The organism is Neobacillus pocheonensis (assembly GCF_050477905.1).
GTDB lineage: Bacteria > Bacillota > Bacilli > Bacillales > Cytobacillaceae > Neobacillus > Neobacillus pocheonensis_A.
Genome location: NZ_JBCNAD010000003.1, coordinates 1 through 19,333 on the forward strand (window position 1 = coordinate 1; position 19,333 = coordinate 19,333).

Annotated in this window: 19 protein-coding genes and 4 pseudogenes; 4 read left to right on the forward strand and 19 right to left on the reverse strand. The window is 37.0% G+C overall.

Annotated features, from left to right (window positions below):
* Nucleotides 1–163: 163 nt before the first annotated feature.
* The 5 genes and pseudogenes from wrbA to ABES02_RS01380 all read right to left on the reverse strand — a co-directional run.
* On the reverse strand, nt 164–829 hold the full coding sequence (gene wrbA / locus ABES02_RS01360; RefSeq protein ID WP_218349904.1) for an NAD(P)H:quinone oxidoreductase: 666 nt from the start codon (nt 827–829) through the stop codon (nt 164–166).
* Nucleotides 830–875: 46 nt separating this feature from the next.
* Nucleotides 876–1,583: a pirin family protein gene (locus ABES02_RS01365; RefSeq protein WP_218349905.1), complete on the reverse strand. Its 708-nt coding sequence runs from the start codon at nt 1,581–1,583 to the stop codon at nt 876–878.
* A 50-nt stretch (nt 1,584–1,633) separates the two neighbouring features.
* A complete protein-coding gene (locus tag ABES02_RS01370) occupies nt 1,634–1,768 on the reverse strand; it encodes a BA3454 family stress response protein (RefSeq protein ID WP_218349906.1) in 135 nt (44 codons plus the stop codon).
* Between the two features lie 33 nt (nt 1,769–1,801).
* A complete protein-coding gene (locus ABES02_RS01375; protein WP_218349907.1) occupies nt 1,802–2,077 on the reverse strand; it encodes a hypothetical protein in 276 nt (91 codons plus the stop codon).
* A gap of 34 nt (nt 2,078–2,111) precedes the next feature.
* Nucleotides 2,112–2,414, reverse strand: a pseudogene (locus tag ABES02_RS01380) (DUF3231 family protein); the annotation flags it as partial.
* 578 nt (nt 2,415–2,992) lie between these two features.
* Here ABES02_RS01380 and ABES02_RS01385 point away from each other — a divergent pair.
* Entirely contained in the window at nt 2,993–3,304 is a 312-nt protein-coding gene (locus tag ABES02_RS01385; protein ID WP_374226379.1) for a thioredoxin family protein, read from the forward strand.
* 386 nt (nt 3,305–3,690) lie between these two features.
* Here ABES02_RS01385 and ABES02_RS01390 read toward each other — a convergent pair whose 3' ends face one another.
* From ABES02_RS01390 to ABES02_RS01455, 14 genes and pseudogenes are all read right to left on the reverse strand, one after another.
* Entirely contained in the window at nt 3,691–4,410 is a 720-nt protein-coding gene (locus ABES02_RS01390; RefSeq protein ID WP_218349910.1) for a hypothetical protein, read from the reverse strand.
* A 162-nt stretch (nt 4,411–4,572) separates the two neighbouring features.
* A pseudogene (locus ABES02_RS01395) lies at nt 4,573–4,820 on the reverse strand (small, acid-soluble spore protein, alpha/beta type).
* A 221-nt stretch (nt 4,821–5,041) separates the two neighbouring features.
* Nucleotides 5,042–5,851, reverse strand: a complete 810-nt coding sequence (locus tag ABES02_RS01400) for an SDR family NAD(P)-dependent oxidoreductase (protein WP_218349917.1) — start codon at nt 5,849–5,851, stop codon at nt 5,042–5,044.
* A gap of 138 nt (nt 5,852–5,989) precedes the next feature.
* Nucleotides 5,990–6,802: an SDR family NAD(P)-dependent oxidoreductase gene (locus ABES02_RS01405; protein WP_430129770.1), complete on the reverse strand. Its 813-nt coding sequence runs from the start codon at nt 6,800–6,802 to the stop codon at nt 5,990–5,992.
* Between the two features lie 325 nt (nt 6,803–7,127).
* Nucleotides 7,128–7,712 (reverse strand): TetR/AcrR family transcriptional regulator, encoded by a 585-nt coding sequence (locus tag ABES02_RS01410; RefSeq protein WP_430129772.1) that lies wholly within the window; start codon nt 7,710–7,712, stop codon nt 7,128–7,130.
* Between the two features lie 716 nt (nt 7,713–8,428).
* Nucleotides 8,429–8,760 (reverse strand): annotated as a pseudogene (locus tag ABES02_RS01415) (NADH-dependent flavin oxidoreductase); the annotation flags it as partial.
* A 43-nt stretch (nt 8,761–8,803) separates the two neighbouring features.
* Complete coding sequence (trxA, locus tag ABES02_RS01420; RefSeq protein ID WP_430129775.1) at nt 8,804–9,118, reverse strand: thioredoxin; 315 nt, start codon at nt 9,116–9,118, stop codon at nt 8,804–8,806.
* A gap of 163 nt (nt 9,119–9,281) precedes the next feature.
* A pseudogene (locus tag ABES02_RS01425) lies at nt 9,282–9,395 on the reverse strand (group-specific protein); the annotation flags it as partial.
* 21 nt (nt 9,396–9,416) lie between these two features.
* A complete protein-coding gene (locus tag ABES02_RS01430; RefSeq protein WP_430129778.1) occupies nt 9,417–10,115 on the reverse strand; it encodes an SDR family oxidoreductase in 699 nt (232 codons plus the stop codon).
* Between the two features lie 109 nt (nt 10,116–10,224).
* On the reverse strand, nt 10,225–11,433 hold the full coding sequence (locus ABES02_RS01435) for an MFS transporter (protein WP_430129781.1): 1,209 nt from the start codon (nt 11,431–11,433) through the stop codon (nt 10,225–10,227).
* A 217-nt stretch (nt 11,434–11,650) separates the two neighbouring features.
* A complete protein-coding gene (locus tag ABES02_RS01440; protein ID WP_430129784.1) occupies nt 11,651–11,914 on the reverse strand; it encodes an ArsR/SmtB family transcription factor in 264 nt (87 codons plus the stop codon).
* 337 nt (nt 11,915–12,251) lie between these two features.
* Nucleotides 12,252–13,727 carry an aminotransferase class I/II-fold pyridoxal phosphate-dependent enzyme gene (locus ABES02_RS01445; RefSeq protein ID WP_430129787.1) on the reverse strand — a complete coding sequence of 492 codons (1,476 nt, stop codon included), beginning with the start codon at nt 13,725–13,727 and terminating at the stop codon, nt 12,252–12,254.
* Between the two features lie 410 nt (nt 13,728–14,137).
* Entirely contained in the window at nt 14,138–15,574 is a 1,437-nt protein-coding gene (locus ABES02_RS01450) for a PLP-dependent aminotransferase family protein (RefSeq protein WP_430129790.1), read from the reverse strand.
* A gap of 140 nt (nt 15,575–15,714) precedes the next feature.
* Nucleotides 15,715–15,909: a hypothetical protein gene (locus tag ABES02_RS01455; RefSeq protein WP_430129793.1), complete on the reverse strand. Its 195-nt coding sequence runs from the start codon at nt 15,907–15,909 to the stop codon at nt 15,715–15,717.
* A 371-nt stretch (nt 15,910–16,280) separates the two neighbouring features.
* Here ABES02_RS01455 and ABES02_RS01460 point away from each other — a divergent pair, with 371 nt between their 5' ends.
* From ABES02_RS01460 to deoC, 3 genes are all read left to right on the forward strand, one after another.
* Nucleotides 16,281–16,592, forward strand: coding sequence for an iron-sulfur cluster biosynthesis family protein (locus tag ABES02_RS01460; protein ID WP_430129796.1), 312 nt, complete (start codon nt 16,281–16,283; stop codon nt 16,590–16,592).
* Between the two features lie 417 nt (nt 16,593–17,009).
* Nucleotides 17,010–18,245: a benzoate/H(+) symporter BenE family transporter gene (locus tag ABES02_RS01465; protein ID WP_430129799.1), complete on the forward strand. Its 1,236-nt coding sequence runs from the start codon at nt 17,010–17,012 to the stop codon at nt 18,243–18,245.
* Nucleotides 18,246–18,629: 384 nt separating this feature from the next.
* Nucleotides 18,630–19,295, forward strand: a complete 666-nt coding sequence (gene deoC / locus ABES02_RS01470) for a deoxyribose-phosphate aldolase (protein WP_430129802.1) — start codon at nt 18,630–18,632, stop codon at nt 19,293–19,295.
* Nucleotides 19,296–19,333 lie beyond the last annotated feature (38 nt).

The window sequence follows — 19,333 nt, forward strand, 5'->3', positions numbered from 1 at the left end:
TGACCTTTACCTGAGCATTGTATGACCAATCTCAATTTAAGCCAGGAACATTTCGCACAACTCTTGCACCCGTTACTTTAAGTATATCTCTTCACAATCTGCTTGAAATCAACATTTTACCTACAAAAAAACTAATCGGATTTTTCCGATTAGTTTCTTATACTTATTGGTTCGCTTTTTTAACCCATTCAGCAACTGTTACAGTCCTTTTAGCTTGGTGTTTTACAGCTGCTTGGACATCTTCAATCATTTTTCCGTCTTGCCCAACGGTAACACTTGTTCCGTAAGGATTCCCTCCAGCACCAAATGTTACTGGGTCTGTGTAACCAGGAACAGCAACAATTGCACCCCAATGATACATAGTTGTATATAGTGATAAAATAGTTGCCTCTTGACCGCCATGCGGGTTTTGAGCAGAAGACATTGCACTAACGACCTTATTCACTAGCTTCCCATTAAACCAAAGTCCTCCTGTTGTATCTAGGAATTGTTTCATTTGTGCAGGCATGTTACCAAATCGAGTAGGTACGCTGAATATAATGGCATCGGCCCATTCAAGGTCATCTAATTTTACCTCTGGCACATCCTTTGTTGCTTCAACATGTGCTTTCCAACCTGGATTTCCTTCGATAACTGATTGTGGAGCAAGTTCAGGAACTTTTAGAATCTTTACTTCAGCACCTGCTTCTTTCGCTCCTTCAGCAGCCCATTGTGATAATTGATAATTTGTTCCACCCATGCTGTAATAGATCATTGCTAAGTTTACATTTGCCATTGTTTTAGTCTCCTTGTCAGATGAATTTCCAAATAACTTGGATAAAATACCCATTTGTTTCACACCAACCTTATTATTTCTTTTTGAACAATTTTTATCCCTAATCTTCGAACTGTTTTTCCATTTCTATAATTAAGATGTGTGCTGTTTCAACCGCCTTAATTGAAATATTTTCTTCAACAATTTCCAATCCATCTCGATCGTTTAACTCAACATTATTTATTACTGAAGTTCCTTCAATTTGAACCAGATATGATTGTCTTCCTTCTTTTACAGGGAACTCAATGTTTTTTCCTTGTTCCAATTCTAAGGAATATATATTGGCTTCTTGATTAATTTTGATTGGGGCATTTCCATTTATATCTGAAACCATATGCAGCCAATTATTTTTTCTATCTTCCCAGTTGAATCTAAAATCACCGTAGTTTGGCTCAAGTCCATTTTTTACAGGGAGGATCCATATTTGCAAAAATCGAAGTGTATCTTCCCCTAAGTTATACTCACTATGAAGTACACCAGTACCTGCACTCATGTATTGAACTTGACCACGAGTTACAGTGTTATTATTTCCCATGCTATCACCATGTGTTAATTCCCCATTGACAATGTACGATATAATCTCCATATCTCTATGAGGATGTACACCAAATCCTTTTTTTGCTTCAAGCAAATCATCGTTGATTACTCTTAAAACACCGAAATGGATATTATCTGGGTTATAATAATCTGCAAACGAAAAATGAAATTTACTTTTTAACCATCCAATATCACTTGAACCCATTTGGCTACTTTCGATTTTTTTTAGCATAAAATTCCTCTCCTACGTTCATTTTCAATATCCCATTTGATGGCAATCTACTATTTACTCCATTGTTTAACTACTTGCTTTTCGGCTATGTGCATAATTTTTTCACAAGTCATTCCTTTATTAGCTAGGACATTGGTTAGATAATTTTTACCTTTATAATTAACTGTAACCATTACCTCAAACATTTTTAATTTCTCCTTTCAACAATAATTGTTAACCTATTTAGTTGGATATATCGTTTTATGGTCAGCCAGTATCACTAATTGTTTTTCATTCGATTGGTAATTTACTTGTGCATCAGAAGAGTAATACCATGTCTTTTCCGTTTCATTTACCTGAAATACATTTAACTCATGCTTAAAATTCAAAATCTTTGAAGACGTTTCTTCATCAACTGGCAGGCTAATCTCCCAATGTTCACCTTTATTCACAATCGTATAAAGTTCAGTTTGGCATAGTAGGCGACTCCCGATGGAATGACGAATCAATAGCATTTAAAATTACCCCCATGTTACTTATAAAGTTCTTTTAACCACTTTGCAGTGGCTTCAATATTACTTTGATTTGCTTTACCCAAGCCATTTTAGATTCCAAACAGTAAGTCAAAGACTCTTCTACATCCTTTCTAAAAACAAGCGGTACAGCAAAATTATAAATACACATACCAGCTTTCGAATCATATTTAAAATAATGAACATAGTATTCATCTTCAAATAAACGAGGAGTACCAGCGTTAAGATCTTCTTCTGAAAAAACTTTCGGAATTGGAAAATTTTCTTTCTTGAATATCTCTTCTGTTATTTTCAAAGGTCCATGCTTAATCTTAGTGCGTTCTCTAAAAAAATTCTAATATTGGTCCTCAACGTATTGAAGGTAATAGCGTAAAATACATTTTGACATGCTGTTGCCCATATAGGTTGCCCAAAGTTTACCCATTTCTCCCTAAGTTAGACTTTCGGTATTGTTTGTTTTATTAGAACTTAAATTATGTTGTTTAATTGTTTGCAAATCAATTGTTTGCATAGTAACTACCTTCTTTTATTTTTTGGCTTAGTATTTTCACCATTTCAAATCATATTCTTCGCTTAACTTTTATCCATTAAAAGTATTAATTTGTCTTTAGCTTTATTTAATTAAACTGCCACGTTACTTGAAAAAGAAAAAGCGACCTTCGTTATTGAAGTATCGCACCTGTTAGCTTTATAACGAAAACGCTTTTTACCCACTAAAAAATGACCATAAAGCTAAAACTTCAATAGCAATTGGAATAAGTGCTACTATGTCTTAAATTGGAGCAAGAACTAACCAATCAAAAAATTTGAATGAAAAGAAATTACTTTATACAATAATAATAAATAAAAAATCAATCCCATTGGTTATTTGAATAAGGAGGAAATCTCTTGGAGGAAATTAAAAGTCTTGAAACATTTGAACAAGTGGTCTCTAATGAAAAAACTGTTATCATAAAATTTTTTGCAGGTTGGTGCCCAGACTGTACTAGAATGAATATGTTCATCGATGATGTCATTAAGGATTACAGTCAATATGAGTGGAACGAAATCAATCGTGATGATTTTCCAGAACTTGCTGAAAAATATTCTGTAATGGGGATCCCAAGCTTGCTAATCTTCAAAAACGGAGAAAAGCTTGCCCATTTACATAGTGCTAACGCAAAATCTCCAGAGCAAGTAAGAGAGTTTTTGAACGAACAAAATAAATAATTAAAGGTATACGACCAGATAATCTTGGTCGTTATTTCATTTTTAAGCACCATAATCTAAAACCGTATTTACTTTGTTGTTCTGACAACTTTTCAACCCACTATTTAAGGTGAATTTTATATTGTGTGCCAATAGCAACAATATTTACGAAAAGAGCTTTTGAATTAATTTGAGCACAGCCCTTTAGTATCCTTTAAGAATTCCTTCTTCAACTAAAGCTCCCGTTAATTGAACAAGACAGCGCTTGAAGTAATGACTTGAGTTCCAATGCCCGGATTACAGGACGATGCCGGATTAGCGGTTTGGAGGGTTAGTTGGAAAAAAGTGCTCATCACGAACCTATTTGTTCATGAAGAGCACCTGCACATTATCAGTTCGCCCAACGGTCAACTAAACCTGAAGTTGCTTAGATCTATCGAAACGAACAGCAGATCGCGGACGGGTTCCATATTTGGTCCACGCAGATACATGCGGCGTTTTGTCGGGTAACGAAAGCCTTGAACCTCGATGTAGTCATCGATATATTGCGCCGACGGGATGCCGCCGGCGACTTCATTGATGTAGTCGTGTCTGCGCACCAGTAAATCAGCATCAAAGTAGAAGTCCTGCTCCTTACTGTGACTGGCAATGTGATCGGGAAACGTCACACGCAATCCACGCCACGTCTCGTTTCCTTCTTTCCAGGATGGGATTTCGCTGACCTCAAACCCTGTCATCGTCATGAAAAAAGGCGTGGTCAGGTATGTCCACATTGCGTATCCATTGAAATAGGCCCGATGAAGCGGATCCCATGGCGTGTTCATCGTATGATTCGCAAACAAGGTCCTAGGGTTATCTTGCTCGCGAATGACATCCCCGGACAAGGTTTCAATCGCAATACGATCGGGCGTGAAGGCAGTCTTCCAATCCGGTTGACCGAAGGGAGTGATAGAAGCGATTTCCGAGTGAAGCTCTACTGTCATTTCACGCGGATACGGATCTTGAATGAGCCCTTTTAATGGCCATAACCCACCACCGGTAACGATCGTGGCTGTTAATGAATGATAACTTTTCCAACGGTCTAATCCGCCATGCGCGTCTATGACTTTTGCCAGCAGTTCGTTCATAGGTTCCTCCTTGTTTCGAATTGATTTTAAAACTTCTGACATTATATTTTCCCTTTTATTTTAACTGAAATACCGCCGACATGCGGCCGAACCGAGCTAAACGCTCGGGAAATAGGCGAATGAACTCGTGGCAAATATTATTCATCTTACCGCCAATTGCTGTTAAGCCATCATTACAAGCCGTTTAGTAATATTCCCGCCAATCTGACCTGTTTCCCGAGTCAACATATTGCCGTAATACCGTCTGCTGGGATGGTAATACCGATCTCTCTTGCAACTTCAAACTTTAACTGCTCTATTGCACTTTTTGCTTGCGGAACGGAAAGCGTGTTGTTTCTCTGGCTGGGCCATATTATACCCTCCTCAAAAAGTATATTGCTTCCATGGTAGTTTGTTCCTTGAGCCCGCATGGTAGACTGATTCACTACGACCAGGTGCACCACAAATTGTTGCTCTCTGTGAGAAGCACGCAGGAAAGATTAAATCAAACGGATATATTCATTTGTTTTTTATTTTGGAACAATTGGAAATTCGAGCGCTTTTACCATCTCTGCTGGAAAATGATTTATTACTGTTTTCCAGCTGTGATTCCCTTCTTTTTCGAGCGGCACAGTAATAAGCTCATCACCTTTTAGGCTTCAGCCGAACGCTCCCACCATGTGTTGACTTCTTCAAGCCGTTTGGTATAAGCTTCTCGAATCGTATATGCAGCTTGAGATCCAACTGCCAAACGAAGCGGCGAATTGTCGCTTTTTATAACGGAAATGATCAGTTCCACTGCTTTTGCCGGGTCGCCGATCTTGATGTTCGACATACCTTTCTCGTATGCTTCATACTGCGGAGCATATTCTTGTGTCTTCTCGGTAAGCTGCATAGATTCGCCGAAAAACTCTGTTGCGAACACGGAAGGCTCCACGATCGTCGTCTTGATCCCGAAGCTTGCGAACTCTTGCGCGAACGCTTCGGAGAAGCCTTCAACGGCAAACTTGGATGCAGCGTATATGCTGTACGGAGGCATGGACCAAGTTCCGAAGAAGGATGAAAAATTAACGTAATGTCCCGATCCCTGACGTTTAAAGACGGGGAGTGTTGCTCGGATGACATCTAGTACACCGAACACGTTGACGTCGAACTGCTTCCGGATTTGTTCATCCGTATACTCCTCCAGCATACCGAACAGACCGTATCCGGCATTATTCACGACAATATCGATTTTCCCGAAAACATCAACGGCTTCTTGAACGGCGGATTGAATTGTTGCCTTGTTTGTCACGTCCAAAGTAGCGAGGTGAACACGATCCGGTGCCAGTTCTTTAAAATCCTGAATAGCTTCAAGTTTGCGTGCCGTTGCGACCACTTTGTCTCCTGCTTGAAGTAGCTGCTGCACAAATTGCCGTCCGAATCCTGACGAAGTTCCTGTAATAAACCATACTTTACTCATTGTTTTCATTTCTCCCTTTTTAATTATTCAGACCTGATCCTCCGCTTTGATGACAACACTTGACGGCGATCAATCAATATCTTTTTGCTTTTTGAAGTTAATAATTTGAAGCTCTTTAATATAATCACCAATATTCAATTAATCAGCTTCAGCCGAACGATCAAACCATGTGTTGACCTCTTCAAGCCGTTTGGTATAAGCTTCTCGAATCGTATATGCAGCTTGAGATCCAACTGCCAAACGAAGCGGCGAATTGTCGCTTTTTATAACGGAAATGATCAGTTCCACTGCTTTTGCCGGGTCACCGATCTTGATGTTCGACATACCTTTCTCGTATGCTTCATACATCGGAGCATATTCTTGTGTCTTCTCGGTATGCTGCATCGATTCGCCGAAAAACTCTGTTGCGAACACGGAAGGCTCCACGATCGTCGTCTTGATCCCGAAGCTTGCGAACTCTTGCGCGAACGCTTCGGAGAAACCTTCAACTGCAAACTTGGATGCAGCGTATATGCTGTACGGAGGCATGGACCAAGTTCCGAAGAAGGATGAAAAATTAACGTAATGGCCCGATCCTTGACGTTTAAAGACGGGGAGTGTTGCTCGGATGACATCTAGTACACCGAACACGTTGACGTCGAACTGCTTCCGGATTTGTTCATCCGTATACTCCTCCAGCATACCGAACAGACCGTATCCGGCATTATTCACGACAATATCGATTTTCCCGAAAACGTTAACGGCTTCTTGAACGGCGGATTGAATTGTCGCCTTGTTTGTCACATCCAAAGCAGCGAGGTGAACACGATCCGGTGCCAGTTCTTTAAAATCCTGAATTGCTTCAAGTTTACGCGCTGTAGCGACCACTTTGTCTCCTGCTTGAAGCAGCTGCTTCACAAATTGCCGTCCGAATCCTGACGAAGTTCCTGTAATAAACCATACTTTACTCATTGTTTTCATTTCTCCCTTTTTATTTATTCAGACCTGAACCACCGTTTTGATGGCAAAACTTGACGGCGATCGATCAATAACTTATAGCTTTTTAAAGTTAATAATTTGAATCTTTAATATAATCACCCAAATTTATCCATTATATCTAAATGATGTTTTGTAAAAAATATCCGCAACAAATTAGAAGTTGCGTTCTTTGACGTCCAAACAAGAACGATCATTCTAAATAATGCACAAGAGGTTAGTGAGAAATAGCTTTAGATACAAAGAGACTCAATCATTTGAGAATGAACGTTCTAATAATGTTAAAAAAATAATAAACCCATCATTTTTCTAAAAACTTAATTGACAAGTTGGTTATGCGTTGAAGTTTTTCTATATTAACCGAGGTTCTTGCCAGTACCCTTATTCCAACCAATGCATTATGCAGATATTCCGCCAATTCCTCGGCATCGTAATCAGAGGTGAATTCACCGTCCCTCTGTCCCCAAAGAATAATTTCCTTGAGTGCCTGCTCTGCTGATATAAATGATTGAGTAGACTTTGTATCGACATCGACATCACGAGCTGCTAATTCCACTGCCGAATTCACCAGTAAGCAGCCGGAAGGCAAGTCCTCATCTACATTTAAACGAATCATGAATTCAAAAATAAACTGAAGAGCTTCCGTTGCAGTCTTGGAGAGTTTAACTCCGTTAGCAAGATCGGCGCTGAGTTTATCGCTATAGCGATCCATAACGTTCAGAAACAACGTATGTTTGTCGCCAAATGTGTCATACATGCTTCTGCGATGGATTCCCATATGCTCGACCAGATCGGACATGGATGTCTTTTCGTAACCCTGTTCCCAAAAGAGCCTCATCGCTTTATCTAAAACCTCGGACTCTTCGTACTCTTTGCTTCTTGCCATTTCATTTCCCTCCTGTTAACAATATAACATATTGAGAACGATCAGTAAAGAATTAATTTTCATAATGCCAGGGCTATTCAATCTCTTCTCCTGCAAAGATAGGGTGTATCATAAAAAGAAATACTAATGTTAATACAATGATATGTATTGTTCCCTAGCTCTATCTTTATTCACCTAACCTGCTTACGTTAGTTCAAGAAGGATTTTCAACAAAACTCATCAAGATTGGCTCTCACCTATTTGTCCCTATATAAAGCAAATCCATCTCCTTTAAAAACTAGCTCCCTTTCTTTTAGCTCACTTATTAATGCTGTTTGTAGTTTAAACAAAGCCATCTCTTTTGGAGCCTCTGGTGTACTTGGACAAAATGTACCAAACTTATGGTATAATATGGTTGCCTGTAGTGTGTTATGAGAGTCGAAGAGGTTGAAGGGAAATTGTCCTACCAAGGGGCATCGAGTAGACTTTAATCTAAGCCTCTTGACGTCCCGATGGAGTTAGATATTCGCATTCGTGTGAAACTTCCTATCGCTGCCATAGAAATACTCTGGGCTCTGACGAACTTATTTCTATGAAGCAATGTAGCAGGCAACTAAACCTTGACCCGGAGCAAGAGACCTTGGTGACCACTCCTTCAATTTTAGGAGTGGTTTTCATTTTGAATAAAATAGTTATTTCATTACAAAAAAGAACAGACACTATGACTGCTCCTCCTTGCGCCCACCATGAAAGATTTGCAAAATCGCTTTTGCACCCTTCGCCTTTATCGCTAATGCCAGACGACGCAAACTTGGAATCATTTCATCACTATTCCCGGCAAATTGTCCGTGAAATCCTTTGCCGTTTGCTGTCACATAGGTATTTGCCCGTAATGACCATTCCTACACCGCTGGAACGACGTTCATAATACTTGACTTCGGCATCAGAAACGGTCCCGTCAGGATTTGCAGAAGAAGTTGTCATCGGTGCCATAACAATACGATTTTTTAATTCAATCCCATTTCCCAATTTAAAATGACTCAAATAATGGTGGGTATTTTAAATTCATGAAGTCTTTTCTCCTATACCGATTGTCATCTTATTTTGCTGTTTTACGCATGCTTTGAAATCAATTCAGTCAAAACTGATTTTGGTTGAAATCCAACCATCTGGTCTACAGCTTCTCCGTCTTTGAAAAGAATCAATGTTGGAATGCTCATGACACCAAACGCCCTAGTTGTTTCCGGGTTTTCATCTACATTAAGTTTGATAATTCTAACTTGATCTCCCATTTCACTATCGATTTCCTCCAACATAGGTGCAATCATTTTACAAGGGCCGCACCAAGGTGCCCAAAAATCTGCTAACACTAATCCTTCTTTAATTTCAGTAGTAAATGATTGATCTGTAACGTGTAAAATAGCCATTATGAAACCCTCCAATATTATTAATTTAAAAAAACTTTTTTATTCTTTCTGTTCCTTTCAAGCATCTTAATACTCATTTATAATTCGAAACTTATCGCAGGTTATAATCCTCTCTCTAAATGTAATATAAAAAATTACAGTTCACTTTTAAAAAGTGTACCAATTATAAATTTACTCCATTAACAAGCTGCTTAAATGAATACAACAGGGAAGAAAGTTCAATAAACCAATCTTCATCCCCTGTTGATAATGCAAAGTCTATTAGAATTTGCACCTGATTACCAGCCTGCCTTATTGCTCATACGAACTGTGAGTAAAGAGCCGAGACTCCACCAGCCAGACCTTTCTGAACCTTTCGACTCAAATCATCGGCAAGAATTTCATAGCTGTCAGCCTGGATTCCATCGATAGCGATCTTTGCTACATCAGCAGCATTCAACTTAGGAGCTGTCAAGTGGGCAGTCATGTCTGTGTCCATGTACCCGACATGAAGTCCTGCTACGCGTACCTTCTGGTCAGACAGTTCCAAGCGAATTGCGTTGGTGAGAGCCCACTCGGCTGACTTGGCAGCAGAATATGCTCCTGAATTCACACTACTGAACCAGGACAACACTGAAAGAATGTTTAGAATAGTACCGCCCCCGTTAGAGGCGATCTTCGGTGCGAAGGCTCGAGCCATTGAAAGAGTTCCGAAAAAGTGGGTATTAAATTCGGTGTGGATGTCCTCCAAACTACCATTGATAAGGGAGGCGCCTGTCGACACACCAGCATTGTTTATCAGCAGAGTCACGTCTCCCGCTGCCTCTGCAGCCGCTGCCACAGAGGTAGGATCGGTGATATCGATTTGCAATGGTTTTGCTCCCGGTAGTTGGATACTATCAGGGTTGCGTGCCCCCGCATAAACAGTAGCACCTCGAGAGATGAGTTCAAGAGCGAGTTGTCGACCGAGTCCTCGATTTGCGCCAGTAACGAGCGCGGTTTGTTGTGAAATATCCATAATAAGCATTCTCCTTTCAGATGTTAGAATCTACTATTAAATAATGAGACAAAATATGTCTCTTCTTTCGAGCAAGTTGATGTGGAAACAAAAATGCAAAGATAACGATTTAAGATTCCAAATTGGGCCAAGATTGCTTTTGTGGCACAAAATCTTGGTTGACTGCCTTTTTATTATTTAAGAAACGTGATAATCCAAATGTTGCAATACTTGCAAACACAATACTTAACGCACTGAACCATGTAATGGAAGACAATGATATTTGCCCCACAATTATTCCACCAAAACCTGCACCAGCCGCAAAGCCAAATTGCATCATCGATTGGTTCAGACCTAGCAACACATCTGAGGATTCAGGTGATAGCGTTGCTAAATTATATTGCTGAGTTGCACCTGATGACCAGCCTGCAAATGACCAGGCTGTCAATATAACAAAAACAGCAATAATTGAATGTGATATGAATGAAAGCACGACTAAAGATGTTACGTTTACAAGTAACCCTATTTTTAATGTAAAAATTACGCCTCTCTTATCTGCACTTAATCCACCTAGTTTAGAACCAAATAAGCTTGCAACTCCAAGAACAAGTAAAGTAATGCTTACAAGAGAATCACTCATACCTACATTTTTTACAAGGAATGGAGATAAATACGTAAAAAGAATTCCGTACCCTGTCATTAAAAAGAAGGTGATTGATAATGCTAAAGCAATTTTTGGTTTTTTGAACATAGCAATTTGTCTCGTTAAAGGGATTGGAGCATCACCATTCATTTTTGGTATTGTATTTAAAACAATAAAAATGACAAGTAAAACTAATATTGCGGTACCGATAAATACAAATTTCCAGCCATACGTAGATGTAATATAACGTCCAATAGGAACGCCAATGATTAATGATGCGGTAAATCCCATGACAACTGTTGCAATTGAACTGGCCTTTTTATTAGCAGGTGCAATCTTTGCTGCGATATTTAAAATTGTAACGACTGCTACACCTGTACTTAAAGCCATAATAATGCGGGCAATTATAAATAATCCATACCCTGTCACAATCACTGAAAGTAAATTTCCTACAATAAAAACAAATAACGCATAGATCAGTAATTTACGTCTTTCCATTTTAGCCGTTAATACCAGTAATATAGGTGTACCGATGGCATAGGCTAATGAAAAGACTGTAATTAATTGACCAGCCGCTCCAATTGACACTCCTAGAGCCTCTGCCATTTTATCCAAAATACCTGAGATGATGGGTTGTGAAGTACCGACTAAAAAACTTATCAGTGCTAAAATATAAATCTTTGCTGTATTTGACATGTGAAATTTTCTCCTCGATATATTATTAATTTTTATATTTCTATATTTATATAAACACTGTAATAATTTTCAAAATGAAAGAACCTATTAAACCATTTTTTTAATTTCCTCAAGAATTTGTTTCTTTGCTAATTTGACCTCTACATTTTCTTCGCTTATATCAATTCAGTATTTCTATAAATACTGAAATTGAAATTAAAATTATTCCGCTTTAACATTAGAGTAAAGCGGGTGCGTATTGTGCAAGGACTTCTCGTTGTAAACTGTAATATCTGAAGGTTCCCTCTCTGCGAACTGCTAATAATCCGCAATCGAGTAATGGTTTTAAATGATGCGTCAATGTTGAATTGTTCGGGACTTTTAATTGATTTGACATTTCTAGGCACGCTAACTCTGATTGTTGAGTAAGTAATTTTACGATTTGTAAACGAGTCGATTCACCTAGTGCCTTATAGACTTTTACAGCAATATCATCATTCACCGATAAAAACCTCCTTTCAGCAATTCTTATTTCAGTATTTCTAGAAATATTATATTTAATCATAGATGCTCTGTCAAGAGGGTCTATTTCCATTTTTTTAATTCAAAGGCTATTTTCTTAATTTAAAAATGTGATTATGATTTCCATTTCGATTTCAACTTAGAATATATATGGTGTTATCTCTTCCAAAGTGAGCTCTCTTGTTTTTCTTTGTTAACTACCAATTTAAAAACATCCGGTCTTGAATAATGTCCTACTGGATCAAAATCAATTTACAAATAAAATGTTGATAGAATGTGATTTAATTCGCATATAATAAAAGTAGAATATCTCATCTTTATTTAATTATTGAATGTTCTTTAATAACACGTATAGTATTTAGGTCATCATCTTCTGCACCTTGAACAGGAAGACCAGCTTCGATATTTTTTCTTGTATAGATTATATTATCTTCTGTTATTATTTCTCCAGGTATAAAGATTGGTATTCCAGGAGGATATACCATTACAAATTCTGCAATAATTCTGCCAGCAGACTGTTCAAATGGAATCACTTCGGTTTTCTCGTAAAATGCATCGCGCGGTGTTAAAGCTAACAATGGAATCTCAGGTAACAAGACTGAACTGTCTACACTTGTATCTGCTTGATTCTTATATTCTAGTGAAAGTTGCGATAAAGCCTGTACAAGAGTCATCAAATCTTCTTCAGAGTCCCCTGGTGTCACAATACAAAGGATGTTGTAAAGATCAGATAATTCAACTTCAATATTAAATTTGTTTCGAAGCCACTTTTCAACTTCATAACCGGTAATTCCAAGCTCTTTTACTGATATTAACAGTTTGGTAGGGTCCATCGCCACAGCCGCGCTGGATTCCAGAACTTCTCGACCCATGCAATATAGATGGTCAATTTGATTAATCTTTGAACGTGTTTTCTCGGCTTTTCTAATAGTGTCCTCCAACAGTGCTTGTCCTTCCGTAGCTAATGATTTTCTGGCAACATCTAAAGAAGCTAATAATAAATAAGAAGTAGACGTTGTTGTAAGCATACTTAATACAGATTGAACACGTTTAGATGATACTAAGTTACCTTGCAGGTTTAAAATAGAACTCTGAGTAAGGGATCCCCCTAATTTATGCACACTTGTTGCAGCCAAATCAGCACCGGCCTCCATAGCGGATAACGGTAGTTCCTGATGAAAATGAATATGTGCTCCGTGAGCTTCATCTACTAGTACAGGAATGTTCCTAGAATGTGCAATCTTCACTATTTGTCTTAAATCCCCCGATACACCATAATACGTAGGATTGATAACAAGAACAGCTTTTGTATCCGAATGTAGTTCTAATGCTTTTTCAATAGAATCTGGTGTAATACAATGAGAAATGCCAAAGTGTGAATCCACCTCTGGATGAATAAAAATTGGAACGGCACCAGAAAAAACAATCGCACTCATGATGGATTTGTGAACATTTCTTGGTACTAAAATTTTATCCCCTGGACTGCAAACAGACATGATCATAGCCATAATGGCACCACTAGTTCCCTGTACAGAGAAAAAGGTATAATCTGCACCAAATGCTTCAGCAGCTAACTCATGTGACTGTTTGATAATTCCTTTTGGGAGGTGTAAATCATCAAGAGGGCCTATGTTGATCAAATCAATTGAAAGAGCATTTTGGCCAATAAATTCTCTAAATTCAGGATCCATTCCGTTCCCTTTTTTATGACCGGGAATGTGAAATTGGATCGGATTTTTTTCTGCATGTTTTTTTAAGGCTGTAAATAATGGTGTTTCAAATTGGTTTACCAATGTGTAACACACCCTTTCTCATCTTATATTTTGTAAAATCATAGTTGTAGTAGATGATTAAAGAGTTCTTTAGACCGGTACCTTCCTACATAAAAATAACCAAACTCTCCAAATCGGGCACTAACTTAGTAAATATTCTATATAAGGCTTAATACTATCAAACTCCTTACGTTTCAAAATCTGATTCATTTGGAATACAACCTTTCCCTCAAACGTAATATTTGTGAATTGATTCACAAATTTACATGAAAAACATCATAAAACATCTACTTAAATAGAACTATAAGAATCCACTTCTCCATATTATCGGATTTTTAATTTTTATGACCATCCTATGAGATACTTTTTTCACCATCCATTTGTTGTTATTCAAAAAAAGGATCACGTCAATACCATGATCCCTTCTAACTTCAAATATTTGTAGACGCAAGTGCTTCCGCAAACCTTCTAATTCCTTTATCAATGGATTCTTCATTTTCCCTTGCAAATGTAAAACGAACAAAACCTTTTTGAGACCCCATCGTATAGCCAGGGACATAAATGACTCCCTTTTTGATTGATTCCTCGAGTAATTGAGTTTCATTCACTTCTTTTTTTATCCTGCACCAAATATGAATGCCACCCATAGGGGTGGAATAATCAACTTCATCTTTTAAATAAAATTCAAGACTTCTAATAATTTGGTCTCTTCTTTTTTCTAATTGTTTGTTTAAATTTGCAATATGAGAATGAAAATTTTCGGATTCTATAAAATCATTTGCGATCCACTGTGTAAAACTTGCATGACCAAAATCGATTTGCTGTTTCGCATCTGAGAGTCTTTCAATAACAGAAGTTGGGCCTATGATCCAACCAATCCTTAATCCTGAAGCAACGATCTTTGATAAAGAGCTTATATATAAAACATTTCCATTGACATCCATTGATTTTAATGTAGAGACCTTTTCCCCTGTAAAAGATGTTAAACTGTAAGGGTCATCTTCAACGACGGGAATCCCATGTTCTGAAGATATTTCAAGAATCGCTTTCCGTTTCTTTTCACTAAGTAAACCTCCCGTTGGATTTTGAAAAGAAGGATTCAAGAAAATCATTCGTATTCGATGCTTTTTATGCAAGGAAAGTAAGTCATCCGGGTTGATACCATCATGGTTTACAGGAATGTAATAAGGTCTCAGTCCTGCTGATTTAAATATTGGAAGATTATAGTTGTAAGAGGGATCTTCCAATGCAACTGCATCACCTTGTTTTAATAGACATTGAACCACTAAGTGTAATGCTTGTTGTGCGCCAGAGGTAATTAAGATGGATGAAGGATTCGTTTCTATTTTTCGATATTGCTTAACATGCTTTGCAATGGTTTCTCGTAATATTGCGTTTCCTTGCGGATGATCATAACCTAAGCTTCCAATAAACGACCGAGAATATGTAATCTCCCTTAAGTATTTCAATGGAAATAGATCCTCTGAAAGTTCTCCACTAGCTAGATTAATTAACTTATGTTCTACGGCTTCTCTCCTAATCCTCTGGGTTACAGGCAAATTAGGTAAAAAGGATCCCGCTTCAATATACCTGTTCCAGGAAGGAATACGTTTCTTGGTAATTCCCCAAATATCTTTACTTATAGTTGTACCGCTTCCTCTAGTTCTTTGAATTAGCCCATTTGACTCCAATTCATCATATGCAGCCACAACTGTACTTCTATTAATATTGAGATCTTTAGCTAAGGTTCTCTCAGAAGGCAATGGTTTATCTGGTGGAAAAGTACCATCCGCAATTCCGTTTTCGATATATTCTGCCAGTTGTTTATAAATAGCTTTTTTTGATGTTCGATCTGGTTTCCAATCCATATAATACATTCCTTATTATCTTTAATTTGTTTATATTCAAATTATTGTCTTCCTTTATTTGTTTAAATCCGAAGTAATCTTTAATTTTAAAATAAACCTATCGTCATTGTGACAATAGGTTCTAACGGTTTTTGAAGACATTAAGTAAAAAACACAATAAATATTACAAGAGCAATTAAAATTAATGGAATAGAAATAGCATAAATCAATGTCAAATTTGTAGTGTTTCTTTTTGTAGAACTACTATATTTTACGTCTGCTTTTCCAACCATTAATAATGTTGAAATAAGGGCGATTATGATAACTGCGATTACCAAGGTGGTTAAAATCTTCATGTAACACCTCTAATAAAATATTCGTGATCTTAGATAATTGAACTTTGACCTAACAAGAACCAATTGTATTAGCCTTATCAGTATATCCACTTTAAAAGTATAATATATGGAATTTAATAAATAACCATCCATTTATCAGTAAATATAATCATCCACTTTTAACTGAAAGCCCTTTAAAACGCTAAAATCGTCGCTTGGTGGACCATCCAAACGGAACAAAAATTTATTTATAAATATTTGAACTTTTTGTGACATTAATCACCTTTTCTTGTCTTTCAAAATTTGTGTTATTAATATAATCATGTTTTGGATAGAGGAGATTAATGGAGGAAAAATAAAAATAAAATATGAAAAGAGGAAACAACAACCTTATGAACATTACCATTACAGATCAGGCGAAAGAGGCGCTGAGTCAAGTAAGTCACGATAAGATGATTCAATTATCTATGGATCCGGGCAGTTGTGATATTGTAAACACTATTTATGAAATGAAAGTAGTCCCGTTAAGAGAGAATTATTCTTATGAAAAATTATTGAATATAGATGGTATAAACATCATGATTGACGGTGACATTGAAGAAACGTACGATCATGAGCTAAACATCAATTATTCAGCAGGATCTTTTGTTTTTTCAAATAGGAATCAAATTTTTAATAATAAAATTAGACTAAGTTTTGTTTAACTCCATTCAAAATCTAGAATGGATTACCAATTCTTCGATAAAATGGGGTCGGACCAATGTCTGACCCCATTTTGTTTGTTTTTAAACTAAAATCTTGGATGCTTTTACTCCTATTATTAAAAGAATACACCAAGCAAGTTTCAAAACCAATTGCTTTCACATCATAGCTTTTCACTAAATTGTTAGGAATTTTTTACGTTGAGTTGATCATTCCTAATGGATTAAATATGTGTTGTTGAATGTATTCTTCATAAGGCTGTCCTGAAACATAAATTAAAATGGATGGTAATAAAAATATTTGATTGGAGGGTTAAAAAGCTGTTATATCTTTTATTATGAAGGAATAGCTAAAATTACGTAAATTCATAATTTTTATAGAATACATAGCAAGCACTTCATATAAAAAGGGGGAGAAACATGAATAGTTTTCCAGAGGATAGAAATAGCAGGAATAGAGTATCCCATAAGGATTTAAATCATAAAAATATTTCGGCAGGTTTGATTGCAGGAATATTCATTATTACGGGACCTACTGCTCTTATATTGGAAGCAGCAACAAAGGGAAACTTCAGTTACACACAGACGATTCTATGGATATTTGCAGTCTATGTATTTGGAGGATTATTTGGCATTATTCTTCCCATTTATAGTCGGATACCGATTGTTGGCGGCCATACGCTTACTGGTGTTGCATTCCTGACAACGATGACATCGCAGTTTAGCTACCATGAATTTGTCGGAGCATATATCATTTCAGGCATTTTAATGGTATTCATTGGATTTCTGGGATTTTTCTCAAAATTGATTAAGTTGGTGCCTAATGAAATTATTTCCGCAATGCTGGCAGGAATGATTACAAACTATATGGTGAATTTTATTGTTTCCATCAACAAGCTAATATTAATTGGATTTATTCCTTTGGTGGCCTTTTTTATTTTTAGCAGGTGGAAAATAAAAATTCCGCCTGTAATTGCAGCGATTGTCATTGGAACTATATTATTGATCCTGTTCTATCCATTGAATAACATTAAATGGAATTCTGGAGTGATTATGCCCGAAATTCAATTACCTGATCTTAATATAGTAAGTTTCCTTTCTGTCTCTATCCCGCTTGTTTTTCTCATATTAAGTAACGATGCAGCAGTTGCGGTCGGTGCATTGGAAAAAAATAATTATCGGCCCCCGATCAATCAAATTATTTCCTTTAGCGGATTATTTTCAATCATAACAAGCTTTTTTGGAGGTCAGTCTGCAAATATTGCTGGTATGGCAACCGTAATATGTGCAGATGAAGAGGCAGGTCCAAAGGAAAAAAGATACATGGGGGCTGTAGTGGCGGGTGTTCTTCTTCTCGTCTACGGATTATTCTCTTGGAAACTGGTTCCACTAATCCAAGCTTTACCGAAAGAGTTCAATTCAATGATTGTTGGATTTTCGCTTCTCGGTGTATTTGGAAATAGTTTGCATCAATCTTTCTCAAAGCAAACAATGAAAATAAGTACTGTATTTGCCTTCATTATTGCCTTATCAAAGATTACCTTATTAAGTATATGTGCGCCCGTTTGGTCCTTACTTGTTGGTTCTCTCATTGCACGATATATTGAAAATGATACTATAGGAAAAATTGAAAAAAAGGTAAAAGAAACAGCTTAACTTATAAAAGTAAAATGAATTTTGGCCCAATAAAAAGGTAGAATTCAATTAACGAATTCTACCTTTTTTCATTTTCGGCAACATAAGTGGAAATTGAAAGATACTATCTATCCCTCCTATAATATAGACCATCTCAGAAATATAACCATCCAATTTTATAATATTTTAACCATCCACTTATTTTAATGAATTCCACACGCCAATAAAACCTAGATATAATCTGGGGAAAATGAAACTGGAAGTGAATTGTATGAAATGTGACGATTTATCGAAATATAAAATGAATGTTTACTTAAGTGATTTTCTTGTTATAATCGTAACGAATATTGTTGTTGGTCGTCTGACAACTACTCTTCTTATTTATTTTGAAAGGGGCTGTTTCATTTGAATTATGCAAATTTAATTGATCATACATTATTAAAGGCGGACACAAAAAACGAAGAAATTGTAAAGCTATGTGAAGAAGCAAAGCAATATGGTTTCGCTTCTGTATGTGTAAACCCAACTTGGGTACAAAAGGCAGCAGAAATTTTAAAAGAAACAGATGTAAAGGTTTGTACAGTGATTGGGTTTCCATTAGGGGCCAATACCCCTGAAACAAAATCGTTTGAGGCAAAAAATGCAATTGAGAATGGCGCTGCGGAAGTCGATACAGTAATCAATATCGGGGCATTGAAAGATAAAAATGATGAACTGGTAGAGCAAGATATTCGTGTGGTTATAGATGCTGCAAAAGGAAAAGCATTAGTTAAAGTAATAATAGAGGCGTGCTTATTAACAAAAGAAGAAAAAGTTCGCGCATGTGAATTAGCGGTAAAAGCGGGAGCTGATTTTGTCAAAACATCAACAGGCTTTTCTTTGTACGGGGCAACAGTCGAGGATGTTGCAATAATGAGAAAAGCAGTAGGCCCAGACATCGGAGTAAAAGCCTCCGGCGGCGTTCGTGATCTTAACGATTTGAAAGCCATGGTAGAGGCGGGAGCAACAAGAATTGGTTCAAGCTCAAGTGTTGCCTTATTTACTGGTAAAGCAGACTCTTCTGGTTATTAATATAAGAACAAATAGTCACCAAAACATAAAGCCTGTAT

Coding starts and splice junctions, on each gene's coding strand:
- ABES02_RS01455 (WP_430129793.1), bottom strand. CDS start 15,909: ATGAAGATTTTAACCACCTTGGTAATCGCAGTTATCATAATCGCCCTT.
- trxA (WP_430129775.1), bottom strand. CDS start 9,118: ATGGCTATTTTACACGTTACAGATCAATCATTTACTACTGAAATTAAA.
- ABES02_RS01400 (WP_218349917.1), bottom strand. CDS start 5,851: ATGAGTAAAGTATGGTTTATTACAGGAACTTCGTCAGGATTCGGACGG.
- ABES02_RS01430 (WP_430129778.1), bottom strand. CDS start 10,115: ATGGATATTTCACAACAAACCGCGCTCGTTACTGGCGCAAATCGAGGA.
- ABES02_RS01450 (WP_430129790.1), bottom strand. CDS start 15,574: ATGGATTGGAAACCAGATCGAACATCAAAAAAAGCTATTTATAAACAA.
- wrbA (WP_218349904.1), bottom strand. CDS start 829: ATGGGTATTTTATCCAAGTTATTTGGAAATTCATCTGACAAGGAGACT.
- ABES02_RS01370 (WP_218349906.1), bottom strand. CDS start 1,768: ATGTTTGAGGTAATGGTTACAGTTAATTATAAAGGTAAAAATTATCTA.
- ABES02_RS01465 (WP_430129799.1), top strand. CDS start 17,010: ATGAATAGTTTTCCAGAGGATAGAAATAGCAGGAATAGAGTATCCCAT.
- ABES02_RS01390 (WP_218349910.1), bottom strand. CDS start 4,410: ATGAACGAACTGCTGGCAAAAGTCATAGACGCGCATGGCGGATTAGAC.
- ABES02_RS01365 (WP_218349905.1), bottom strand. CDS start 1,583: ATGCTAAAAAAAATCGAAAGTAGCCAAATGGGTTCAAGTGATATTGGA.
- ABES02_RS01405 (WP_430129770.1), bottom strand. CDS start 6,802: ATGAGTAAAGTATGGTTTATTACAGGAACTTCGTCAGGATTCGGACGG.
- ABES02_RS01375 (WP_218349907.1), bottom strand. CDS start 2,077: ATGCTATTGATTCGTCATTCCATCGGGAGTCGCCTACTATGCCAAACT.
- ABES02_RS01460 (WP_430129796.1), top strand. CDS start 16,281: ATGAACATTACCATTACAGATCAGGCGAAAGAGGCGCTGAGTCAAGTA.
- ABES02_RS01410 (WP_430129772.1), bottom strand. CDS start 7,712: ATGGCAAGAAGCAAAGAGTACGAAGAGTCCGAGGTTTTAGATAAAGCG.
- ABES02_RS01435 (WP_430129781.1), bottom strand. CDS start 11,433: ATGTCAAATACAGCAAAGATTTATATTTTAGCACTGATAAGTTTTTTA.